General features: G+C 65.4%; 19 protein-coding genes and 3 pseudogenes. 12 read left to right on the forward strand and 10 right to left on the reverse strand.

Annotated elements, in window-relative coordinates; genetic code table 11:
* Positions 1 to 139: 139 nt before the first annotated feature.
* From BLV20_RS32120 to BLV20_RS22240, 3 genes and pseudogenes are all read right to left on the reverse strand, one after another.
* Positions 140 to 961: a methyl-accepting chemotaxis protein gene (locus BLV20_RS32120; RefSeq protein WP_371860293.1), complete on the reverse strand. Its 822-nt coding sequence runs from the start codon at positions 959 to 961 to the stop codon at positions 140 to 142.
* 84 nt (positions 962 to 1,045) lie between these two features.
* Positions 1,046 to 1,819 (reverse strand): annotated as a pseudogene (locus tag BLV20_RS32125) (cache domain-containing protein); the annotation flags it as partial.
* A gap of 200 nt (positions 1,820 to 2,019) precedes the next feature.
* Positions 2,020 to 3,336 carry a Na+/H+ antiporter family protein gene (locus tag BLV20_RS22240; RefSeq protein WP_175540247.1) on the reverse strand — a complete coding sequence of 439 codons (1,317 nt, stop codon included), beginning with the start codon at positions 3,334 to 3,336 and terminating at the stop codon, positions 2,020 to 2,022.
* Between the two features lie 643 nt (positions 3,337 to 3,979).
* On the opposite strand from BLV20_RS22240, the pseudogene BLV20_RS32130 reads away from it, so the two are divergent.
* Both BLV20_RS32130 and BLV20_RS32135 read left to right on the forward strand, forming a co-directional pair.
* A pseudogene (locus BLV20_RS32130) lies at positions 3,980 to 5,050 on the forward strand (HAMP domain-containing protein); the annotation flags it as partial.
* A gap of 342 nt (positions 5,051 to 5,392) precedes the next feature.
* Positions 5,393 to 5,908, forward strand: a pseudogene (locus BLV20_RS32135) (methyl-accepting chemotaxis protein); the annotation flags it as partial.
* Positions 5,909 to 6,145: 237 nt separating this feature from the next.
* Here the strand turns inward: BLV20_RS32135 and BLV20_RS22250 are convergent.
* Genes BLV20_RS22250 through BLV20_RS22265 form a run of 4 tightly spaced genes read right to left on the reverse strand, consistent with a single transcriptional unit; the run spans position 6,146 to position 8,746 of the window.
* The gene (locus tag BLV20_RS22250) at positions 6,146 to 7,459 is read right to left on the reverse strand and encodes a sensor histidine kinase (protein WP_092304606.1); all 1,314 of its coding nucleotides are present in this window, start codon (positions 7,457 to 7,459) and stop codon (positions 6,146 to 6,148) included.
* A complete protein-coding gene (locus BLV20_RS22255) occupies positions 7,456 to 8,124 on the reverse strand; it encodes a response regulator transcription factor (protein ID WP_009044669.1) in 669 nt (222 codons plus the stop codon). The genes BLV20_RS22250 and BLV20_RS22255 overlap by 4 nt, the downstream gene beginning before the upstream one ends.
* The gene (locus BLV20_RS22260; RefSeq protein WP_092304607.1) at positions 8,124 to 8,438 is read right to left on the reverse strand and encodes a PepSY domain-containing protein; all 315 of its coding nucleotides are present in this window, start codon (positions 8,436 to 8,438) and stop codon (positions 8,124 to 8,126) included. Before BLV20_RS22260 ends, BLV20_RS22255 begins: the two co-directional genes overlap by 1 nt.
* Entirely contained in the window at positions 8,438 to 8,746 is a 309-nt protein-coding gene (locus BLV20_RS22265; RefSeq protein WP_092304608.1) for a PepSY domain-containing protein, read from the reverse strand. The genes BLV20_RS22260 and BLV20_RS22265 overlap by 1 nt, the downstream gene beginning before the upstream one ends.
* Positions 8,747 to 8,905: 159 nt before the next feature.
* Between BLV20_RS22265 and BLV20_RS22270 the strand changes: the two genes are divergently transcribed.
* The 9 genes from BLV20_RS22270 (at position 8,906) to codA (ending at position 16,170) form a co-directional block, all read left to right on the forward strand.
* A complete protein-coding gene (locus BLV20_RS22270) occupies positions 8,906 to 9,985 on the forward strand; it encodes a patatin-like phospholipase family protein (RefSeq protein WP_092304630.1) in 1,080 nt (359 codons plus the stop codon).
* Positions 9,986 to 10,096: 111 nt separating this feature from the next.
* Positions 10,097 to 10,453 carry a 6-carboxytetrahydropterin synthase QueD gene (gene queD, locus BLV20_RS22275; RefSeq protein WP_025804812.1) on the forward strand — a complete coding sequence of 119 codons (357 nt, stop codon included), beginning with the start codon at positions 10,097 to 10,099 and terminating at the stop codon, positions 10,451 to 10,453.
* A gap of 232 nt (positions 10,454 to 10,685) precedes the next feature.
* Positions 10,686 to 11,510 carry an alpha/beta fold hydrolase gene (locus tag BLV20_RS22280; protein ID WP_092304609.1) on the forward strand — a complete coding sequence of 275 codons (825 nt, stop codon included), beginning with the start codon at positions 10,686 to 10,688 and terminating at the stop codon, positions 11,508 to 11,510.
* A gap of 16 nt (positions 11,511 to 11,526) precedes the next feature.
* Positions 11,527 to 12,036: a nucleoside 2-deoxyribosyltransferase gene (locus BLV20_RS22285; protein WP_092304610.1), complete on the forward strand. Its 510-nt coding sequence runs from the start codon at positions 11,527 to 11,529 to the stop codon at positions 12,034 to 12,036.
* A 37-nt stretch (positions 12,037 to 12,073) separates the two neighbouring features.
* Positions 12,074 to 12,697 carry an NUDIX hydrolase gene (locus BLV20_RS22290; RefSeq protein ID WP_092304611.1) on the forward strand — a complete coding sequence of 208 codons (624 nt, stop codon included), beginning with the start codon at positions 12,074 to 12,076 and terminating at the stop codon, positions 12,695 to 12,697.
* A gap of 74 nt (positions 12,698 to 12,771) precedes the next feature.
* The gene (locus BLV20_RS22295) at positions 12,772 to 13,146 is read left to right on the forward strand and encodes a hypothetical protein (protein ID WP_092304612.1); all 375 of its coding nucleotides are present in this window, start codon (positions 12,772 to 12,774) and stop codon (positions 13,144 to 13,146) included.
* A complete protein-coding gene (locus BLV20_RS22300; RefSeq protein ID WP_092304613.1) occupies positions 13,143 to 13,340 on the forward strand; it encodes a helix-turn-helix transcriptional regulator in 198 nt (65 codons plus the stop codon). The genes BLV20_RS22295 and BLV20_RS22300 overlap by 4 nt, the downstream gene beginning before the upstream one ends.
* Positions 13,341 to 13,565: 225 nt before the next feature.
* Entirely contained in the window at positions 13,566 to 14,837 is a 1,272-nt protein-coding gene (gene codB / locus BLV20_RS22305; RefSeq protein WP_092304614.1) for a cytosine permease, read from the forward strand.
* Between the two features lie 79 nt (positions 14,838 to 14,916).
* Complete coding sequence (gene codA, locus BLV20_RS22310; RefSeq protein ID WP_092304615.1) at positions 14,917 to 16,170, forward strand: cytosine deaminase; 1,254 nt, start codon at positions 14,917 to 14,919, stop codon at positions 16,168 to 16,170.
* Positions 16,171 to 16,682: 512 nt separating this feature from the next.
* On the opposite strand, the gene BLV20_RS22320 is transcribed toward codA, so the two are convergent.
* From BLV20_RS22320 to BLV20_RS22330, 3 genes are all read right to left on the reverse strand, one after another.
* The gene (locus tag BLV20_RS22320) at positions 16,683 to 17,675 is read right to left on the reverse strand and encodes a diaminopimelate epimerase (RefSeq protein ID WP_092304617.1); all 993 of its coding nucleotides are present in this window, start codon (positions 17,673 to 17,675) and stop codon (positions 16,683 to 16,685) included.
* A gap of 88 nt (positions 17,676 to 17,763) precedes the next feature.
* Positions 17,764 to 19,119: a glucarate dehydratase gene (gene gudD / locus BLV20_RS22325; RefSeq protein ID WP_092304618.1), complete on the reverse strand. Its 1,356-nt coding sequence runs from the start codon at positions 19,117 to 19,119 to the stop codon at positions 17,764 to 17,766.
* Positions 19,120 to 19,142: 23 nt separating this feature from the next.
* A complete protein-coding gene (locus BLV20_RS22330) occupies positions 19,143 to 20,495 on the reverse strand; it encodes an MFS transporter (protein WP_092304619.1) in 1,353 nt (450 codons plus the stop codon).
* A 353-nt stretch (positions 20,496 to 20,848) separates the two neighbouring features.
* On the opposite strand from BLV20_RS22330, the gene BLV20_RS22335 reads away from it, so the two are divergent.
* Positions 20,849 to 21,565 (forward strand): FadR/GntR family transcriptional regulator, encoded by a 717-nt coding sequence (locus BLV20_RS22335; RefSeq protein ID WP_092304620.1) that lies wholly within the window; start codon positions 20,849 to 20,851, stop codon positions 21,563 to 21,565.
* Positions 21,566 to 21,800: the final 235 nt, after the last annotated feature.

Below are 21,800 nucleotides of genomic sequence, written 5' to 3' on the forward strand. Positions count from 1 at the left end.
GTTTTTATCGGGGTACAGGGGCTGGCTCGATGTGAATGCCTGACAGCCCCTGTAGCCGCTGCCGCAGGCTGCGATCGGCGCCGAAGGAGAGGAAGGTCCTGCGGACCTTATCGCAGCCTGCGGCAGCGGCTACACCGCGTCAGATACGGAACTGCCCCACCAGCTTGCCCAGGCGTTGGCCGAGGTCCGCCAGGCTGCGCGAGGTCTGGGCGCCGAGCTGGGTTTCGTCGGCGACGCTGTCCACCGCCACCGCGATCTGATGCACGCTGCGGTTGATCTCCTCGGCCACGGCGGTCTGTTCTTCCGCAGCGCTGGCGATCTGCGCGTTCATCGAGTTGATGGTGCCGATCAGTTGCGCCATGGCATCCAGCGACGCCCCGGCCTCGTTGGCCTGGTGCGAGGTGCCGTCGCCAGCATCGCTGGAGCGGCGCATGGCCTCTACGGCGGTGCGCGTGCCCTGCTGCAAGCGGTCGATCATGCCCTGGATTTCCTGGGTGCTCTGCTGGGTACGGCTGGCCAGCGCCCTGACCTCGTCGGCCACCACGGCGAAACCACGCCCGGCCTCACCGGCCCGCGCCGCTTCGATGGCGGCGTTGAGTGCCAGCAGGTTGGTCTGCTCGGCAATCGAACGGATCACATCCAACACGCTGACAATCGACGCCACATCCTTTTGCAGGCTGTCCAGGGAAGTGCCGCTGCTGCGGATATCGCTGACCAGCGCGTGAATCTGCTGGATGCTGCCGTCCACCACGCGCTTGGCCGCCTGGCCTTCCTCGTCGGTCTGCTGCGCCGCCACGGCCGCGCCCTGGGCGCTGCGCGCCACTTCCTGGGCCGCCGACGACATTTCATTGATCGCCGTGGCCACCTGGTCGGTCTCGTGGCGCTGGCGCTCCATGGCCTGTTCGGAACGCTGGGCCTGTTCGGAAACCTGGGTCACCAGGCCGGTGAGCTGGCCGGTCATTTCGGTGATCTGCCGCACCAGGCCGTGGATCTTGTCGACGAAGCGGTTGAACGAGCCGGCCAGGTCGCCCAGCTCGTCCTGGCTGGTGATGGCCAGGCGGCGGGTCAGGTCGCCTTCGCCGGCGGCGATGTCGTCGAGGTTGATCTTCATCAGGTTCAGCGGCCGCAGGATGGTATTGGCCACCAGCAGGCCGATGGCGGCGATCACCAGCAGCACCACCACGGCGATGCCGATGATGCTCAGGACCATGCCCTGCATGCGCTGGTTGACGCTGGCCTCGACCTCGGCCACCTGGGCGTCGATGCCGTCCAGGTTCACCGAGGAACCGACGATCAGGTCCCACTTGGGCAGGTATTCGGTGTAGCCCAGCTTCGGCACCAACACGTCGCTGCCCGGCTGGGTCGAGCTGTACTGCACATAATGCGTGCCGTCCTTGCCGACCTTGACCAGCTCGCGGTTGACGTACACGCCATTGGGGTCGCGGTTGTCCTTGAAGCTCTTGCCCACGCCATCCGGGCTGTTGCCCTTGAACAGGCGCACCGTCTCGGAGTCGTAGCCGAAGAAGTAGCCATCCTTGCCGTAGGTGATGTTCGACAGCAGCTTGACCACCTGCGCGCGGGTCGCGGTATCGCCCGACGGCGCCGCATCGTAGAGCGGCTTGACCGTGCTCAGCGCCACCTCCACATAGCTTTGCAGCGTGGTCTTGGCCTCGCCGAGCAGGCGCTGCCGGGTCTCGTCCACCTCGTTCTGCGCCTGCTCCTTGAGCATGAAGACCGTGGCCAGGCTGATCACCAGCGCAAACAACAGGACCGGGAGGACCGCGAGGGACAGGACTTTGCCCTTCAAACTTAGGCGCATAGGAGGTTCACTCTTGATGTTGTTGGCGTGATATAGCCTTAACGGCACGCCGCCACAAAAGTTGAGCCCCACGGGATGAAGAGCGGAATCCGCAGATAGGCGGCGCCCTGGAGATGTTTCGCGAGCAAAGCTTCACGCTTCTGTAGAAGCGAAGCTTGCTCGCGATAGGAACAACGCGGTGCAACTGAACCCCCGCGGGCTCAGAGCACCATCGCCGCGACCCAGCCGAAGACCAGCAGTGGCAGGTTGTAGTGCAGGAAGGTTGGGACCACGGTGTCCCAGATGTGGTGGTGCTGGCCGTCGATATTCAGGCCGGAGGTCGGGCCCAGGGTCGAGTCCGAAGCCGGCGAACCGGCATCGCCCAGGGCGCCGGCGGTACCGACGATGCACACGATGGCCAACGGGCTGAAGCCCAGTTGCACGCACAGCGGCACGAAGATGGTCGCCAGGATCGGCACGGTGGAGAACGACGAGCCGATGCCCATGGTCACCAGCAGCCCCACCAGCAGCATCAGCAAGGCGCCGACGCCCTTGCTGTGGTCGATCCAGCCGGCCGAGGTTTCCACCAGGCTTTTCACCTCGCCGGTGGCCTTCATCACTTCGGCGAAACCGGCGGCGGCGATCATGATGAAACCGATCATCGCCATCATCTTCATGCCTTCGGTGAACAGGTCGTCAGTCTCGCGCCAGCGCACGATGCCCGACACCGAGAAGATCAGGAAGCCGGACAGCGCGCCGATAATCATCGAGTCCAGCAGCAGCTGGATGACAAAGGCCGCGATAATCGCCAGCCCCGCCACCAGCAGCGTGCGCGGGTTGTATCGCACCGAGACCTGCTCGACCTTCTCGATCTGCCGGAGGTCGTACACGCGCTTCTTGCGGTAACTGAAAAAGGCCAGCAGCAGGCCGAAGACCATGCCCAGCGCCGGAATGCCCATGGCGTGGGTGACATTGATATTGCTGACGTCCACGCCGCTGCGGGCGACGTTGGCCAGCAGGATCTCGTTGAGGAAGATGTTGCCGAAGCCCACCGGCAGGAACATGTAGGGCGTGATCAGGCCGAAGGTGATGACGCAGGCGATCAGGCGCCGGTCCAGTTGCAGCTTGCCCAGCACATACAGCAGCGGCGGCACCAGCAGCGGAATGAAAGCGATATGGATCGGCAGGATGTTTTGCGAAGCGATCGCCACCACCCACAACAGGCCGATCAGCAGCCATTTGACGCTGCCGCCACCGTTGCTGTCCTGGCGGTCCACCAGCAGCAGGATCTTGTCCGCCAGGGCATGGGCCAGGCCGGACTTGGCAATCGCCACGGCAAAGGCGCCGAGCAAGGCATAGGACAAGGCCACCGTCGCCCCGCCGCCCAGGCCATTGTTGAAGGCCTTGAGAGTCGCCTCGATACCCAGGCCACCGGTCAGCCCGCCCACCAGCGCGCCTACGATCAGCGCGATCACCACATGCACGCGGGACAGGCTGAGGACCAGCATGACGCCAACCGCGGCAATTACTGCATTAATCATCGTTACCTCATGGCACTGCGGCGGGAAAACGCCGCAAAGGAAATGAGTCCGGCCAGAGGGCAACTGCCGACACCGGGTTGCAAAGAAGGGGCTTGTTAGAGGGCGCGCACTTTGCAACAGCGGGCCACGCTTGTCAAAACCGGCGGGCACTCGCTGCCCGACCGACTACCGCCTGCGCCGGCAGCTCCGCCGTCACTTGTAGCCGCTGGCGCAGCCTGCGATCGGCCGCGCAGCGGACGTCGGGTCTGAGGATCGAGTCTTCCAGGCCAGTCGCATTGCGTGCCTTTGCGAGTGCTGCGCACTCGATCGCAGCCTGCGGCAGCGGCTACAGGGAGCGGCATTCGAACGAGCGTTTAAAGAACGCCGTTCTTCGGCCGATACGCTGCAAAGTCTCAGATAAATATCGAATAAGGACGTCTCCATGTCGCTCAGACAACTTTCCATCCAGTGGAAAATCACCCTGCTCGCCGGTCTCTGCCTGGCCGGCGTGGTGACATTGCTGGTGGGGCTTTCGCTGTACCGCATGGAGCACAGCTCCGCACTGGTGAAAGCCTCGAGCATGGAGATGCTCAACGAGGCCGCCCAGGCCCGCATCGAGGCCCAGGGCGAAGTCCAGGCGCTGGGCATTCGCCAGCAATTCATGGACGCCTATCAATATGGCCACGGCTTCTCGCGCCAGGTGCTGTTCCTGCGCGAACAGGCCGAAAAGCGCTTCCTCGACGCCTTCGACCTGCGCGAAGACCTGACCCGCCAGGTGAAGTCGGCGTTGCAGGCCAACCCTGACCTGCTCGGCCTGTCGCTGGTGTTCGAAGCCAATGCGCTGGACGGCAAGGATGAGCTTTTCAGCGGCCAGAGCGAGCTGGGCAGCAACGACAAGGGCCGCTTCGCCCTGTACTGGTCGCAGCCGACCCCGGGCAAGCTGACGTCCATGGCGCTGCCGGAAAGCGACATGAACGACACCACCACCGGCCCCAGCGGCCAGCCGGCGAATGCCTGGTTCACCTGCCCGCGCACCACCCTCAAGCCTTGCGTGATCGAACCCTACTTCTATGCGATCGATGGCCAGAACGTGCTGATGAGCAGCATCGTCTTCCCGCTGACGGTGAACGGCAAAGTCATCGCCTCGCTGTCGGTGGACATCAACCTCAACAGCCTGCAATCGGTCAGCCGGCAAGCGAGCCAGGAGCTCTACGACGGCCGGACCACGGTCAGCATCATCAGCCCGGTCGGCCTGCTCGCCGGCTACAGCGCCGACGCCAGCAAACTCAGCCAGCGCCTCGACCAACTGGACCAGGCCAACGGCGCCGAGCTGGTCCGCCTGCTGACGAGCAGCACCCAGACCCAGAGCCTGCACAGCGACAACAAGCTGAAAGTGCTCGCGCCCTTTACCCCGATTCCCGGCGGCAAGCCATGGGGCGTGCTGCTGGAAGTGCCGGAGCAAGTTCTGGTCGGCCCGGCCGAGGCCCTGAAAAACCAGCTGGACCAGAGCAACCGGGCCGGCACCCTGATCGAACTCGGCCTGGGCCTGCTGGCCGCGGTGATCGGCCTGCTGCTGGTGTGGCTGATGGCGCGCAGCGTGACCCGGCCGATCCTCGGCGTGGCGCGCATGCTCGAAGACATTGCCAGCGGCGAAGGCGACCTGACCCGGCGCCTGGCCTACGACAAGCAGGACGAACTGGGCCAGTTGGCCGGCTGGTTCAACCGTTTCCTGGACAAGCTGCAACCGATTATCGCCGAGGTGAAACGCTCGGTGCAGGACGCCCGCGGCACCGCCGACCAGTCTGCGGCCATCGCCACCCAGACCAGCGCCGGCATGGAGCAGCAGTATCGCCAGGTCGACCAGGTGGCCACCGCCTCCCATGAAATGAGCGCCACCGCCCAGGACGTGGCTCGCAGCGCGGCCCAGGCCGCGCAGGCCGCCCGCGACGCCGACCAGGCCACGCGCCAGGGCCTGAGCGTGATCGACCGCACCACCGCGAGCATCGACCACTTGGCGGCCGACATGAGCACCGCCATGACCCAGGTCGAAGGCCTGGCCGCCAACAGTGAAAAAATCGGTTCGGTGCTGGAAGTGATTCGCGCCATCGCCGAGCAGACCAACCTGCTGGCCCTCAACGCCGCCATCGAGGCCGCCCGCGCCGGCGAGGCCGGGCGCGGTTTCGCGGTGGTCGCCGACGAAGTGCGCAACCTTGCCCGACGCACCCAGGAATCGGTGGAAGAAACCCGCCAGGTCATCGAGCAGCTGCAAAGCGGCACCCAGCAAGTGGTCGGTTCGATGGGCAACAGCCATCGCCAGGCCCAGGGCAGCGTCGAGCAGGTCGGCCAGGCGGTCACCGCCTTGCGCCAGATCGGCGACGCGGTGACGGTGATCAGCGACATGAACCTGCAGATCGCCAGCGCCGCCGAAGAGCAAAGCGCGGTGGCCGAAGAGATCAACAACAATGTGGCGACCATCCGCGACGTCACCGAATCGCTGTCGGAACAGGCCAACGAATCGGCCCGGGTCAGCCAGTCGCTGAACAGCCTGGCCAACCAGCAGCAGAGCCTGATGGATCAGTTCCAGGTCTGACACCTCAAGCCCCCTCCCCCCTGTTGGGAGGGGAATCCATTTCGGGAGTGCCTTGGCTTTTGTAGCCGCTGCCGAGGCACGAGGCTGCGATCGGGCGCAAGCGCCCGTCAATCCTGTGCCCGCGGTGTATCTGAGCGACCGAGTCGCCGGGTGTACGGCTGCTGCGCAGCCGATCGCAGCCTCGTGCCTCGGCAGCGGCTACAGGGGTTCAGGGTTCAGGGTTCGGCATCGGCAAACTCAGCGCTTGGGCAATTCGATCAACACCCGCAGCCCGCCCTGCGGGCTTTCCAGCAAGCGCAGCACCCCGCCCCAGCTTTCGACGATGTCGCGCACGATACCCAGGCCCAGGCCGTGGCCATCGGTCTGTTCGTCCAGCCGCGTGCCACGGCTGAGCACCTGGCTGCGCTGTTCCTCGGGAATCCCCGGCCCATCGTCGTCCACCGCCAGGCCATAACCTTCGGCGGTCTGCCACACGCTCAGCGCCACTTCGGCATCGGCCCATTTGCAGGCGTTGTCCAGCAGGTTGCCCAGCAGTTCCAGCAGGTCTTCCCGGTCCCAGGGCAATTGCAGGCCGGGAGCGGCCTGATAACTCAGGTCCAGGTGCTCGCCGTGAATCATGTTCAGGGTCGCCAGCAGCCCCGGCAGTTCGGCGTCGCAATCGAACAGCGCGCCCGGCAACGCATCGCCGGCCAGGCGCGCGCGGTTCAGTTCGCGGTTGAGCCGCTGCTGCACCTGCTCCAACTGCTCTTCAAGCAATTGGCGCAACTCCGGGTGGGCTTGCAACTTGGGGTTGGCGCTCAGGCTCAGCAGCACCGCCAACGGAGTCTTCAACGCATGCCCGAGGTTGCCCAGGGCATTGCGCGAACGCTTCAGGCTGTCTTCGGTATGGGCCAGCAAATGGTTGATCTGCGCCACCAGCGGTTCCAGCTCCAGCGGCACCTGTTCGTCCAGTTGCGAACGCTGGCCGCGCTGCAACTGGGCGATCTGCTCGCGGGCCTGTTCCAGCGGGCGCAAGGCGCGGCGCACGGTGACCCGCTGCAGGATCAGGATCAGCAGCAGGCCGGCCAGGCCCAGCGCCAGGCCGACCTGCTGCATGCGCAGGAAGCTCTCGCGCACCGGGGTGTAGTCCTGGGCCACGCTGATGGAAATCGACTGCCCGAGGCGCCGGTAGTCGGTGCGCAGCACCAGCAGGCGCTGGCCTTCGGGCCCCAGTTGCAGGTTGCTGTGCAGCCCGGTCTGTGCCAGTGCAGGCAGCTCCTGGTCCCACAGCGAGCGGGAGCGCCAGTGCACGTCATCGAAGTCGATGCGGAAGTAATGTCCGGAAAACGGCCGCTGATAGGCCGGCGACAAGCGCCGCTCGTCCAGTTGCAAGCCCTGCGGGCCACGGACCAGCGCCACCAGCAGGCTTTCGCTGTCGTTGCGCAGGCCGGCTTCCAGGTAGCGCTGCAAACCCATCTCGAACAGCCACAGGCTGGTCTGCGCCAGCACCAGGCCGACAATCACCATCACACTGATCAGGCCCAGGCTCAGGCGGCGCTGGATCGACCTCACTGGGCGTTCCCGCCGAACAGGTAGCCCTGGCCGCGACGGGTTTCGATCACGCTGCGCCCGAGCTTGCGCCGCAGGTGGTTGACGTGAACCTCCAATACATTGGAATCGCGCTCGGTTTCACCATCGTAGAGGTGCTCGGCCAAATGGCTTTTCGAAAGGATCTGCTCCGGGTGCAGCATGAAGTAGCGCAACAGGCGGAACTCGGCGGCGGTCAGCTGGATGTCCACGCCATCGCGCACCACGCACTGACGGCCTTCGTCGAGGTGCAGCCCGGCAGCCTGCAATGTCGGCTGGTTGGCCTGGCCGTGGGAACGGCGCAACAGCGCCTGGATGCGCAGGTGCAGTTCTTCCGGATGGAAAGGCTTGGTCAGGTAGTCGTCGGCACCGGCCTTGAGGCCTTCGATGCGTTCGGCCCAGGAACCGCGGGCGGTGAGGATCAGCACCGGAGTCGCCAGGCCGCCGGCGCGCCATTTGGCCAGCACCTCCAGGCCCGGCACCCCGGGCAGGCCAAGGTCGAGCACGATCAGGTCGTAAGGTTCGCTGGCGCCCTGATACAGCGCGTCACGGCCATCGGCCAGCCAGTCCACGGCATAACCCTGGCGGTTGAGCCCGGCCAGCAGTTCGTCGGCCAGGGAGACGTGGTCTTCCACCAGGAGCAGGCGCATCAGTCATCTTCCTTGTCTTTCAGTAAACGGCCGGTGGCGGCCTCCAGGTCCAGCTCGCGGACCACGCCCTCAGCGGTCAGCAGCTCGACTTCGTAGATATAGACGTCGTGTTTTTCTTCCAGCTCGGCTTCCAGCAACTTGGCCCCGGGGTAACGGTCCAGGGCCTGCTGCAGCAATTGCTCCAGCGGCAGGATCACCCCTTGCTGGCGCAGGTTCAGGGCTTCGTCCTGGTCCAGGTCGCGGGCCAGCGCCACCGAGCAAAAAGCCAGAAGCGCCAGGGCCACTCGGCTACCGGCGCGTAGATTCACCTTCATTACGTATCCTGATGATCCTTGAGTACCTGGCCGCTCACCGCGTCCAATTCCAGGTCCCATTCAACCCCTTGGGCGTCGCGCATCTCGATCTGGTAGATGTACTTGCCGTACTCCTCTTCCAGCTCGGTTTCGCTGATGGTCGCACCCGGGTGCTTGGCCAATGCCGTGGCATTGAGTTTTTCAAAGGACACAATGGTACCAGCGTCGCGCAGTCTCAGGGCCTCGTCGGGGCCCAGGTCGCGGGCATGGGCCAGGCTGGCGGTCATGCCGACGAGGCTGGCGGTGAACAGGGCAGTCAAGGTTTTCATGGGTGTCTCCGGATTTCTCGTTATGTGTCGCTACGGGACTCACGATAGTCGGTTGAACTTAATTGAAACTGAATGGCCATCACCGGCGGCGCGCAGGTTTCATTCGGCGCCGCCTGCCCGAGCTTTTATACTCACTTGTCGCTCGAGATTGAGACCGGTATGACCGCTATCCACATCAAGTTTCCCGCCCTGACCCTCAAGGCCGGCCCACGCGCCCTGGCCCGCATCCGCGCCAACGGCCTGAACGCGGCCGAGGTCGGCACCCTGCCCGGCGCCGCCGGCGGCCCGAAAGCCCTGGGCATCCAGGGGCTGGACCTGGCGTTGTTCGGCGAGTGGCTGGCGGCGGCGCCCCGGGAGCGTTCGCTGATCGGCGCCTCGGTGGGTTCCTGGCGCTTCGCCAGCGCCTGCCTGCCGGACGCCGCCGAAGGCATCCGCCGCCTGGGCCAGCTGTACAACGCCCAGAGCTTTGCCAAGGGTGTGAGCATGGCGCAAATCAGCCAGAGCTCGCAGCGCATGTTGCATGAGCTGCTCGATGGCCGCGACGCCAGCATTCTCGCCAACCCGCACTACCGGCTGAACATCATGGTGGTGAAAAGCCACGGCCTGCTCGCCGACGACCATCGCGGCCGACTGGGCCTGGGATTGTCCTCGGTGATCGCCGACAACCTGCGCGGCCGCGCGCGCCTGGCGCGGCACTTCGAGCGCCTGGTGCTGCACGACCCGCGCCTGGCACCGCCACTGCATGCCCTCGACGACTTCCCCTCGCGCTTCGTGCCGCTGGACACCGGCAACCTGCGCCAGGCCCTGCTGGCCTCGGGTTCCATCCCGATGGTCATGCAAGGGGTGCGCGACCTGCCCGGCGCCGGGGCCGGCACCTTCCGCGACGGCGGCCTGCTGGACTACCACCTCGACCTGCCCTACAGCGGCGAGGATATCGTGCTCTACCCGCACTTCACCGACCGGGTGATTCCCGGCTGGTTCGACAAGACCCTGCCCTGGCGCCGCGGCAACCCGGGGCGCCTGCAGGACGTATTGCTGCTGGCACCGTCGAAGGAATACCTGGCGCGCCTGCCCTACGGCAAACTGCCGGACCGCAACGATTTCAAGCGTTTCATGGGCGACGACGCCAGCCGTCAGAAATACTGGCGCAGTGCGATGGATGAAAGCCGACGCCTGGGCGACGAGTTCCTCGAGCTGGCCGGTAGCGGTCGTCTCGGCGAGCGCCTGCTGACCCTTTAGGCTCTGACCCCTAGTCAGGGTTTTCCCGCAACCGCATAGCCAAGCTGATAAACTCGCCGCCTGCCTTACATCGCCTGCGGCGATAGCCACCTGACCGAGCTGACCGACACCGTGGAAATCTTCAAAGAATTTACCTTCGAATCCGCCCATCGCCTGCCCCACGTGCCCGAAGGGCACAAGTGTGGGCGCCTGCACGGCCACTCGTTCAAGGTGGCCATCCACCTGAGCGGCGACCTCGATCCGCACACCGGCTGGATTCGTGACTTCTCCGAGATCAAGGAAATCTTCAAGCCGCTCTACGAGCGCCTGGACCACAACTACCTGAACGACATTCCCGGCCTGGAAAACCCCACCAGCGAAGTGCTGGCCAAGTGGATCTGGAATGAGCTCAAGCCCCTGCTGCCGGAGCTGAGCGCGATCCGCATTCACGAGACCTGCACCAGCGGCTGCATCTATCGCGGCGAATAACCCTGCGCCCGCCTGAAAAAACCACCGCCCGCGGTGGTTTTTTTATGCCTATGCTTGCCCGCTCGGCCCTCGGCTCATAGCTGAATCCGGCTTTACACCCACGAAGCCATGAGCGAAAACATCGCCTGTACAGGCGCCGTGGCTACCCCTAGACCCACCGCGCCGAGAAGCACGGGTTGCGCCGGGCTTACCTGGGCAGGCGCCGGACCGATCACTCGCAGAGGACCACAGCATGAGCAACTGGCCGCTGGATCGAAGCTACAGCTTCAATGGACAAACGGTGCGCTACGCCATTCACGGCGAGGGCCCGCCCCTGGTCTTCGTGCATGGCACGCCGTTTTCTTCCTACGTCTGGCACCGCATCGCCCCGCACTTCAGCACCAGCCACCGGGTGCACTATTTCGACCTGCTGGGCTACGGCCAGTCGGAACAGGCCGCCGGCCAGGACGTGTCCCTGGGCGTGCAGAACCAGCTGCTGGCCGAGCTGCTGGAGCACTGGGGCCTGGAGCGTCCGGACGTGGTGGCCCACGATTTCGGCGGCGCCACCGCCCTGCGCACCCACCTGCTCAACGGCAAGGACTACCGCAGCCTGACCCTGATCGACCCGGTGGCGCTGTCGCCCTGGGGCTCGCCGTTCGTGCAGCACGTGCGCCAGCATGAACAGGCCTTCAGCGGCGTGCCGGACTACATCCAGCAAGCCATAGTGCCGGCCTACATTCGCGGGGCGATCCACCGCAAGATCGCCGACCCGGAGCTGGCGCCCTACGTCCAGCCCTGGCTCGGCGCCACCGGCCAGGCTGCCTTCTACCGGCAGATCGCGCAGATGGACGAGCGCTACACCGCGGAGGTGGCCGCGCTTTACCCGAACATCCGCTGCCCGACCCAAATCCTCTGGGGCGAGGAGGACCAGTGGATTCCCATCGAACGCGGCCGCCAATTGCAGCAGTTGATCCCCGGCTCCCGCTTCCAGGCGGTACCCAACGCCGGCCACCTGCTGCAGGAAGACGCCCCGGAAGCCATCATCGCCGCGCTGCTGCGCTTTCTGCCGCAAGCCTGAAGGAGCAAAAAAAGGCATGAGCCCACGCATCTACCTCGCCGGCTTCGACCTGTTTCGCCGCGATGCCATCGCTCGCGGCGACTACCTCAAACGCCTGTGCCAAGCCCAAGGCCTGCAAGGCCTCTACCCCTTCGACCAGCAGGTGCCGGCCCAGCCGACGCCGGAGCAGACCGCCTGGCTGATCTGCCAGGAGAACATGCAGCTGATCCGCGACTGCGACGCGATGCTGGCCAACCTCAACGACTTTCGCGGCCGCGAACCGGACTCCGGCACCGCCTTCGAGGTGGGCATGGCCATCGCCCTGGGCAAGCCGGTGTGGGCCTGGTTCGACACGCCCGCGACCCTGCGCGAACAAGTGCCCCATGACGCCGACGGCCGCGATGCCGAAGGTTTGCTGGTGGAGGATTTCAACCTGCCGCGCAACCTGATGCTGGCCTGCACCTGGGCCGGCCACAGCCGCAGCGCCGAAGACGCCCTGCCGCGCCTGGCCGCCTACCTCGCCCAGCAACCGCCGCTCCGACAGTGACAGATTTGCCCCCAGCGATTACGTGAGGACACGCACCATGGAAAACACCTGGCTCACCCACGCCAAACGCTTGCAGGCCCTGGCCTCCACCGGGCTGCATTTCTGCAAGGACCCGTTCGATCGCGAGCGTTACCAGGAAGTCGCCGACATCGCCCACCGCATGCTCGCGCAACTGGCCGACGTGCCCCTGGAACGCATTGCCGGCCTGGTGTCGGACTTCGCCAAACGCTACTCGACACCCCTGGTGGATGTGCGCGGCGCCTTGATCGAAGACAACCGCATCCTCCTGGTCCGCGAACAGACCGACGGCCGCTGGGCCATGCCCGGCGGCTATGCCGATATCGGCCTGTCGGCCGCCGAAAACATCGTCAAGGAGATCAACGAAGAGGCCGGGCTCAGCGTCTCGGCCCGCGCCCTCTACAGTGTCCGGCACAAGGCCAAGGGCCCCTTCACTCCCGACACCCGGGACTTCTACAAGCTGTATTTTCTCTGCGAGCGCAGCGAACGCGGGACCCCGGTGGCCGGCTCGGAAGTCAGCGACGCCGGGTTCTTCACCCTCGACGCCCTGCCCGAACTGTCCCGTGGCCGCACCGTGGAAGGCGATATCGAAGCCGCCTTTGCCTTCCACCGCGGCGAAACCCGACTGACCCTGTTCGATTGAGCCAATGTAAAGCATCCTTGACACCGCTGGATCGCCCGCCTAATGTAAAGCACCCTTTACTTCAGGAGCCAGCCATGTGCGGCAAACGCTACCTCGTGGAATTCACCCTCATCCTGCTGGCCTACCTTGTCGCCGTGGTTTTCAGCACTTACCTGCTGTCGGGCATGGACAGCGGCGCCGGGCGTATCGCGGTGTCGCTGATTCCCGTAATCCCGATGATCGCCATGGCGCTGGTGGTCATTCGCCAGCTGCGGCGCCTGGATGAACTCAGCCAGCGCATCCAGCTCAATGCCCTGGGCATCGCCTTTGTCTGCACCGCGCTGATCACCTTCAGCTACGGCTTCCTGGAAATAGCGGGTCTACCGCGACTGTCGATGTTCGCCGTCTGGCCGATCATGGGCTCGGTATGGCTGGTGGCCACGCTCCTCGGCAACAGGCGCTACCAGTGAACAACCGCCTGCGTGAACTGCGCGCCGGGCAAGGCTGGTCCCAGGCGGAACTGGCCGCGCGCCTGGAGGTTTCACGGCAGACCGTGAACGCCATCGAGACCGGTCGCTACGACCCCAGCCTGCCCCTGGCCTTCAAGATCGCGAAGGCCTTCGGCCTGCCCATCGAGGGTATTTTCGAGGCCCCCGAAGACTGAGCGGCCGGTGATCCAATTTGTCTCACCGGCGCACCGCTTTTGCGCCGAAGCCGACCAATCGGCCGCGCCGGAAAGCAAAATCCCCCTGCTTGTCTATAAATCTCCTGCAGGTTGCACAACGCCGGCCGGGCGCTCCTGATCCTTGGGCGGCGTTGGCACGGCGACTGCAATGCGCCTGCGTCGCTTACGCACCAGGTAACGCCTGGGCCAATCAGGGGAAGGCAGATGACGCAGAACGATCCAGGCAACGATTACCCGCTCAGCGAAGTGCCGATGCATGCGCGCAAGGGCCTGGCCTCCACGGCCATGGTGCTGCTGGGTTTCACTTTCTTCACCGCCACCATGTTCGCCGGCGGCAAGCTCGGCGTGGCCTTCAGCTTCGGCCAGATGCTCGGGGTGATCGTGCTCGGCAACCTGCTGCTGGGCCTGTACGCGGCGGGCCTGGGCTATATCGCCTTCAAGAGCGGCCTGAACTCGGTGCTGATGGGGCGTTTCTGTTTCGGCGAGGTCGGCAGCAAGCTCAGCGACCTGATCCTGGGCTTCACCCAGATCGGCTGGTACGCCTGGGGCACCGCCACCGCCGCGGTGGTGCTGGGCAAGTATTTCGAGCTGGACCAGGGCACGGTGCTGGGCCTGATGGTGCTGTTCGGCCTGGCGTTCTGCGCCACCGCCTATGTGGGTTATCGCGGGCTGGAAATCCTCTCCTATATAGCGGTGCCGGCCATGGCGCTGCTGCTGTTGCTGTCGATGTGGGTGGCTACGGTCAAGGTCGGCGGCCTCGACGGGCTGCTGGCCGTGGTGCCGAGCGCCAGCCTCGACCTGTCCACGGCCATCACCCTGGTGTTCGGCACCTTTGTCAGCGGCGCCACCCAGGCCACCAACTGGACGCGCTTTTCGCGCTCGGCCAGGGTCGCGGTGCTGGCCAGCCTGATCGGTTTTTTCATCGGCAACGGCCTGATGGTGCTGATCGGGGCCTACGGCGCCATCGTCTACCAGCAGCCGGACGTGGTCGAAGTGCTGCTGTTGCAGGGCTTCGCCATGGCCGCCATGGCCATGCTCCTGCTCAATATCTGGAGCACCCAGGACAACACCATCTACAACTTCGCCGTCGCCGGCTGCAACCTGCTGCGCACCGGCCGGCGCAAGACCGTGACCCTGGCCGGCGCAGTGATCGGCACCCTGCTAGCGCTGCTGGGCATGTACGACATGCTGGTGCCCTATCTGATTCTGCTGGGCACGGTGATCCCACCGATTGGCGGGGTGATCATGGCCGACTTCTTCTACCGCTACCGCGGCCAGTACCCGCGCCTGGCCGACAGCAAATTGCCGGCGTTCAACTGGGCCGGCCTGGGCGCCTATGCCATCGGCACCGTGGCGGCTTTCAGCTCGCCCTGGCTCGCGCCGCTGGTGGGCATCGCGGCCGCGGCCCTGAGCCATATGTTGCTGAGTAGCCTGCTCGGCCCGCGCGCCACCACCGCAGCGGATATCCAGGCATGAACCTGGGGCCTTGCGACGTTGCGGCCGCCGGCCCGAGCACCGTACCCTGACCGCCTGGATTGAAAGAGGAATCGCTCCGATGCTCATCATCAACGCCCGCCTGCGCAACCGTGAAGGCCTGCACGAACTGCACCTGGAAAACGGCCGCATCGCCAGCATCGCCCGGCAGACCGAAGCCCCGACCCTGGGCCCCGACGACCTCGACGCCGGCGGCAACCTGGTGGTGCCGCCCTTCGTCGAGCCGCACATTCACCTGGACGCCACCCTCACTGCCGGCGAGCCACGCTGGAACATGAGCGGCACGCTGTTCGAAGGCATCGAATGCTGGGGCGAGCGCAAGGTCACCATCACCCACGAAGACACCCAGACCCGCGCCCGTAAAACCATTCGCGCCCTCGCCGCCCACGGCATCCAGCATGTGCGCACGCATGTCGACGTCACCGACCCGGAGCTGACCGCGCTCAAGGCCATGCTCGAAGTGCGCGAGCAAACGGCGCACCTGGTCGACATGCAGATCGTCGCCTTTCCCCAGGAAGGCATCGAAAGCTACCGCAACGGCCGCGAGCTGATGGAAGAAGCGATCCGCCTGGGCGCCGATGTGGTGGGCGGCATTCCGCATTTCGAATACACCCGCGACCAGGGCGTCAGTTCGGTGAAGTTCCTCATGGACCTGGCCGAGCGCACCGGCTGCCTGGTGGACGTGCATTGCGACGAAACCGACGACCCGCATTCGCGTTTTCTCGAAGTGCTGGCCGAAGAAGCCCGCAGCCGCGACATGGGTTCGCGGGTGACCGCCAGCCACACCACCGCCATGGGTTCCTACGACAACGCCTACTGCGCCAAGCTGTTCCGCCTGCTCGGCCATTCGGGCATCAGCTTCGTCTCCTGCCCCACCGAAAGCATCCATCTGCAAGGGCGCTTCGACACCTTCCCGAAACGCCGCGGCGTGACCCGGGTCAACGAGCTGCTGGAAGCCGGGATGAACGTGTGTTTCGGCCAGGATTCGATCGTCGACCCCTGGTACCCGCTGGGTAACGGCAACATCCTGCGGGTGCTGGAGGCCGGCCTGCACATTTGCCACATGCTCGGCTACCGCAACCTGCAGAGCGCCCTCGACCTGATCACCGACAACAGCGCCAGGGCCCTGGCCCTGGGCGAGCGCTACGGTCTGGAGGAAGGCCGCCCGGCCAACCTGCTGATCCTGTCGGCCGACAGCGACTACGAAATGATCCGCAGCCAAGGCCTGGCGCTGTATTCGATCCGCGACGGCAAGGTGCTGATGAAACGGCAAATGGCCCAGGTTGAATTGCTGGGGGATGCAGGGGCTGTGTGACGGCGGCCGACGCCTTCGCGGGCAAGCCTCGCTCCTACGCAAAGCGGGTGAATTTGAATATTGGATTGGCGATGGCGGGTGATGAGACGGCTAGAGGCGTAACGGCGGCCGACGCCTTCGCGGGCAAGCCTCGCTCCTACGCAAAGCGGGTGAATTTGAATATTGGATTGGCGATGGCGGGTGATGAGACGGCTAGAGGCGTAACGGCGACCGACGCCTTCGCGGGCAAGCCTCGCTCCTACGCAAAGCGGGTGAATTTGAATATTGGATTGGCGATGGCGGGTGATGAGACGGCTAGAGGCGTAACGGCGACCGACGTCTTCGCGGGCAAGCCTCGCTCCTACGGAAATGGTGGCGTATTCCTCGGTAGGAGCGAGGCTTGCCCGCGAAGGCGATCGCCATGGATACATCGCCCCCCGTAGCCGCTGCCGCAGGCTGCGATCCGGCACGGTCGCTGCGATCTCAAGGGCAGCGGAAGATCCCGCAGGTATTTACGCAGCCCGCGGCAACGCCTACAGAGCGCGGGCGGTGCCGAACAGGCTGACCCGCACCAACTCCCCACCCCGCGCTTCCAGGCGCAGCGGCGCGGTGCCGCCGGGCATCGCCACCGCGACTTCGCCGGCCTTGACCCAACCGACTCGCCATGCCGCGCAGGCCACGGCACTGGCGCTGGTGCCGGACGATGCGGTGGGACCTTCGCCACGCTCGAACACCCGGGCGGCGATGCGCTGCGGGCCCTCCAGCCACGCCCATTGCAGGTTCACCCCCGCCGGGCAGGGTTCGCCGCTGCCGATGGGCATGGCGTAGGCGATGCGAGTCAGCGCCTCGGCCAGGGGTGCTTGCGCCATCTGCCGGTTGCCCGGCAAGGCGCCGGCATCGTCGACCAGGGTCACGCAATGCGGGTTGCCGATACGCACGAACTGGCTGCGACACCATTGCGGGCACAACCGCGCCAGCCCGCGCACCCGACTCAGGTCGACACAGCTCGAATCGTCAGTCTCGACCCCGTGTTGCACACCCACAGCTTGCGGGCCGAACGCCGGCTGCCCGAGGTCCAGCCAAAAGCCACCCACCCCGGCGACCTGCGCCGGTTCGACCACGGTCGCCACCGGCGATACGCCATCCGGCTTGTCGTGATGCACCCGCAATTCGCTGGCCCCCTGGGCTGGCAACAGACCTTGCTCGGTCAAGGCCTGGGAAAAGATGGTCAGGCCGTTGCCGCTGCGTTCGGCCAGGGTGCCGTCGGTGTTGACGATCAACAGGTCGAACGGCGGCGCGTCCTGGAACGGCCCGACCAGCAATCCGTCGCTGCGATGGGCCTTGGCCCCTTGTGGCCGGGTGCCTGGCGCCCAGCCGCACAAGGCCTCGACGGCCTGCGTGCTCCAATTGGCCCGGGCCAGCGCCGCCTCGGCCGCACTGGCCGGCAAGGCGATCCCCAGCCGGCGTACCTCAGCGGGCGCCACCACGCCGTAAAGATTGCCGCGCGCATCGTAGAAAGAGGTCATTGCAGGGTTCCAGAGACAGACGGGCCGCTGACATTACTGCGAATGCCGCGGCCCGGCCAAGCCCTGTGCCAAGCCTTTCCTACCTGGCTCAGCGCACCAGGCACGGCTGCTTGTTGTCGAAGCGCCAGCCCGGGATCAGGAACTGCATGGCCACGCTGTCGTCCCGCGCCCCCAGGCCCCGGCTGTTGTACAGCTCATGGGCGCGGGCCAGCGCGTCCAGATCCAGTTCGACGCCCAGCCCCGGCGTCTGCGGCACCGCCACGCAGCCCTCGACGATCTGCAGCGGATTGCGGGTCAGGTGCTGGCCGTCCTGCCAGATCCAGTGGGTGTCGATGGCGGTGATCTCGCCCGGCGCCGCGGCCGCCACATGGGTGAACATGGCCAGGGAAATGTCGAAGTGGTTGTTGGAGTGCGAGCCCCAGGTCAGCCCCCATTCATGGCACATCTGCGCGACCCGCACCGAACCCTGCATGGTCCAGAAATGCGGATCGGCCAAGGGAATATCCACCGCTTGCAGCTGGATCGCGTGGCCCATTTCCCGCCAGTCGGTGGCGATCATATTGGTCGCGGTGGGCAGCCCGGTGGCGCGGCGGAATTCGGCCATCACCTCGCGCCCGGAGTAACCGTTTTCCGCGCCGCAGGGGTCTTCGGCATAGGCCAGCACCCGGTGTTGGTCGCGGCACAGGGCAATCGCCTGTTTCAGCGACCAGGCACCGTTGGGATCGAGGGTGATGCGCGCCTTGGGAAAGCATTCGGCCAGGGCGGTGACCGCCTCCATCTCCTCTTCGCCGCGCAACACGCCACCCTTGAGCTTGAAGTCGTTGAAGCCATACCGCGCCTTGGCCGCCTCGGCCAGGCGCACGATGCTCTCGGCGTTCAGCGCCGGTTCATGGCGCAAGCGCAACCAGGCATCGTCGGCCTCGGCTTCGTTGCGGTAGGCCAGGTCGGTCCGGCGTCGGTCGCCGATGTAGAACAGGTAGCCGAGCATCTTCACCGATTCGCGTTGTTGCCCTTCGCCGAGCAGCGCCGCCACCGGCACCCCGAGGAACTGGCCGAGCAGATCGAGCAACGCCGCTTCCAGCGCGGTCACCGCATGGATAGCGATGCGCAGGTCGAAGGTCTGCTGGCCCCGCCCGCCGGCATCGCGCTCGGCAAAGCGTTGGCGCACCTGGTTGAGCAGTTTCTGGTAATGGCCGATGGACTGGCCGACCAGCAGTTCGCGGGCCTCCTCGAGGGTCGCGCGAATCCGCTCGCCCCCCGGCACTTCACCGACCCCGGTGTTACCGGCGCTGTCGGTAAGAATCACGATATTGCGGGTGAAAAACGGGCCGTGGGCGCCGCTGAGATTGAGCAGCATGCTGTCATGCCCGGCCACCGGCACCACTTGCAGTCGGGTGATAAGCGGTGCCTGTGCGGGCTGATTGAAGGTGGAGTCGAGGGTCATGGGTCGGTTCCTGTCGGCAAAAATCAGTGGGTTTTGTCCAGCAGCGGGCGGGCATCGTCCAAAGGCGTCGGCATGACATGGGCCTTGGGCCGGGTGCGGGCGAAAAACACGATGATCGCGGCGATGATCGAGGTCGCCGCCAGGCCGTACAGGCCACCCTGGATCGACCCGGTGCGCTGCTCCAGCAGGCCGAAGGTGGTCGGGGCGACGAAACCGCCGAGGTTGCCGACGGAGTTGATCAGGGCGATGACCGCGGCGGCGATGCGCGCATCCAGGTAGGCCTGGGGAATCGGCCAGAACAGCGCGGATGCCGACTTGAAGCCGATAGCGGCGAAGCACACGGCGACGAAGGCGAACACCGGCCCGCCGGTGGTGGACAGAAACATCCCGGCGGCCGCCACCAGCAAGGCGCTGGCGACCCAGGCCTGCTGGAACTTCCACTTGCCGGACGCCGCGGCGAAGGCGTACATGGCGATGATCGAGATCAGCCAGGGAATGGAGTTGAAGAACCCCACCTGCAGGTCGCTGAGGTCGCCCATCTTCTTGATGATGCTCGGCAGCCAGAAGGTCGCGGCGTAGATGGTCAGCTGGATGCAGAAGTAGATCAGGCAGAACAGCAGGATCTGCCGGTCCTTGAGCAGGGTCCAGAGCGACGGTTTGACCGGCGTCGCCGCTTCGCGCTCGCGTTGCTCACTGTCGATCGCGTGCACCAGCGCATCCTGTTCGGCGGCGCTCAGCCATTTGGCGTCGCGGGGCGTGGAGTCGAGCCAGAACCAGACAAAACCGCAGAGCAGTACCGAGGCCATGCCCTCGACGATGAACATCCACTGCCAGCCGTGCCAGCCCAGGCCTTCGATCTGCAACAGCGCTCCGGACAGCGGGCCGGAGACCAGCGAAGCCACCGCCGAACCGCTCAGGAAAATGGCGATCGCCTTGCCCCGCTCCACGCCGGGCAGCCAGCGGGTGAAGTAGTAGATCACCCCGGGGAAGAACCCGGCCTCGGCCACCCCCAGCAGGAAGCGCAGCACATAGAACTGGGTTTCGTTCTGCACGAAGGCCATGGCCGTGGCCACCAGCCCCCAGGTGAACATGATGCGGGTCAGCCAGATCCGCGCGCCGACCCGCTGCAACAGCATGTTGGACGGCACTTCGAACAGCGCGTAACCGATGAAGAACAGCCCGGCGCCAAAACCGTAGGCCGCGGCGCCGATGCCCAGGTCATGTTCCAGGTGGGTGCGCACGAAGCCGATGTTGACCCGGTCGATGTAGTTGACGATGAACATGATGACGAACAGCGGCAGCACATGACGCTTGACCTTTGCCACGGCGACGGCCAGCAGGGAATCGTCGCCGGCCGGATTGAGGGTGATATTCACGATGCCTCTCCCACTTGTTTGTTGTTGTGTGCGGGTGACTGGGCGAGCGCCGCAGTTGACAGTCATCATACAAGTAGAAAAATAGCGTCACAAGCGCAGACTCGTCGCAGAAGCCGGTACACAAGGCTTTCCTGATCGACGAGCAGGTTGATAAATAAACTCAACTAATTGATTTAATTGGTATAAATAAAAACAAAGGCAAAGAAATATTTTTCAGGTTGTCCTGGCACAGAGAACCCGCACTGAATTCGAAAGCGGCTTATCCGATAACTTGTCATACATGTCAGACAAGTTGAGGCCTGCCTGGCCACTTCGGTGATAAGCTTTTTGCCTCACTCCCGCGCGACCTTCCCATGAGCACCGAATCTGATATCGCCCCGGGCCGCCGTCGCCCTTCCACCAACCTGGCCCATGACCTGGTCAGCGACCTGACCCAGCAGATCATGCGCGGCCTGCTCAAGCCCGGTGACAAGTTGCCGTCGGAAAGCACCCTCGTCCGCGCCCATGGCGTCAGCCGCACCGTGGTGCGCGAGGCCATCTCCAAACTGCAAGCCGCCGGCTGGGTGGAAACCCACCATGGCGTCGGCAGTTTTGTCCTGGAGCGCCAGGACACCCACGGCCTGCGCTTGAACGTCGATACCGCCCTGAGCGTGCGCGACATCCTCGAATTGCGCCTGGGCCTGGAAACCCAGGCGGTGGCTCTCGCCGCCCGCCGGCGCAGCGCCGAGCAACTGGCGCAGATGCGCCAGGCGCTGGACGACTACCAGCAACTGCTGGCCAACAACGACAGTTGCGTGGAGGCCGACCAGCGTTTCCACCTGCTGATCGCCGAAGCCACCGGCAACCCCTATTTCGTGCAGATCCTGCAATCGTTGGGCAACGCCCTGATCCCCCGCACCCGGGTGCGCGACGCCGAGCGCGGCGATGTCGACCTGGCACAACTGGCGACCCTGGCCAACCAGGAACACGAAACCATCTACGCCGCCATCCGCCGCCAGGACCCGGATGCCGCGCGGGCGGCGATGTGGACCCACCTGAGCAACAGCCGGGAGCGGTTTTCCGCGGGGTGAGCGCCTGCGCTCGCGCCTGCCGGAGTAGCCGCTGCTGAGCCCCGCGAGGCTGCAATAGACCCGCAGGGTCTCCAGCGCCCTCAAGATCCCCGCGAGCGTGCCGCTCGATCGCAGCCTGCGGCAGCGGCTACACAAGCATCGGGCCCGAGCGGAATACCGATGTGTCCCCCCTGTAGCCGCTGCCGAGCCCGCGAGGCTGCGACAGACCCGCAGGGTCTCCAGCGCCCTCAAGCCC

It is taken from the genome of Pseudomonas sp. NFIX28, assembly GCF_900107395.1.
Classification (GTDB): domain Bacteria; phylum Pseudomonadota; class Gammaproteobacteria; order Pseudomonadales; family Pseudomonadaceae; genus Aquipseudomonas.

Bases quoted from the DNA above. Each gene is read 5' to 3' on its own strand.
- BLV20_RS32120 (WP_371860293.1), bottom strand. From the start codon at position 961: ATGACCGGCCAGCTCACCGGCCTGGTGACCCAGGTTTCCGAACAGGCC.
- BLV20_RS22255 (WP_009044669.1), bottom strand. From the start codon at position 8,124: ATGCGCCTGCTCCTGGTGGAAGACCACGTCTCCCTGGCCGACGAACTG.
- BLV20_RS22260 (WP_092304607.1), bottom strand. From the start codon at position 8,438: ATGAAGGTGAATCTACGCGCCGGTAGCCGAGTGGCCCTGGCGCTTCTG.
- BLV20_RS22265 (WP_092304608.1), bottom strand. From the start codon at position 8,746: ATGAAAACCTTGACTGCCCTGTTCACCGCCAGCCTCGTCGGCATGACC.
- BLV20_RS22270 (WP_092304630.1), top strand. From the start codon at position 8,906: ATGACCGCTATCCACATCAAGTTTCCCGCCCTGACCCTCAAGGCCGGC.
- BLV20_RS22280 (WP_092304609.1), top strand. From the start codon at position 10,686: ATGAGCAACTGGCCGCTGGATCGAAGCTACAGCTTCAATGGACAAACG.
- BLV20_RS22285 (WP_092304610.1), top strand. From the start codon at position 11,527: ATGAGCCCACGCATCTACCTCGCCGGCTTCGACCTGTTTCGCCGCGAT.
- BLV20_RS22290 (WP_092304611.1), top strand. From the start codon at position 12,074: ATGGAAAACACCTGGCTCACCCACGCCAAACGCTTGCAGGCCCTGGCC.
- BLV20_RS22295 (WP_092304612.1), top strand. From the start codon at position 12,772: ATGTGCGGCAAACGCTACCTCGTGGAATTCACCCTCATCCTGCTGGCC.
- codB (WP_092304614.1), top strand. From the start codon at position 13,566: ATGACGCAGAACGATCCAGGCAACGATTACCCGCTCAGCGAAGTGCCG.
- codA (WP_092304615.1), top strand. From the start codon at position 14,917: ATGCTCATCATCAACGCCCGCCTGCGCAACCGTGAAGGCCTGCACGAA.
- BLV20_RS22320 (WP_092304617.1), bottom strand. From the start codon at position 17,675: ATGACCTCTTTCTACGATGCGCGCGGCAATCTTTACGGCGTGGTGGCG.
- gudD (WP_092304618.1), bottom strand. From the start codon at position 19,119: ATGACCCTCGACTCCACCTTCAATCAGCCCGCACAGGCACCGCTTATC.
- BLV20_RS22335 (WP_092304620.1), top strand. From the start codon at position 20,849: ATGAGCACCGAATCTGATATCGCCCCGGGCCGCCGTCGCCCTTCCACC.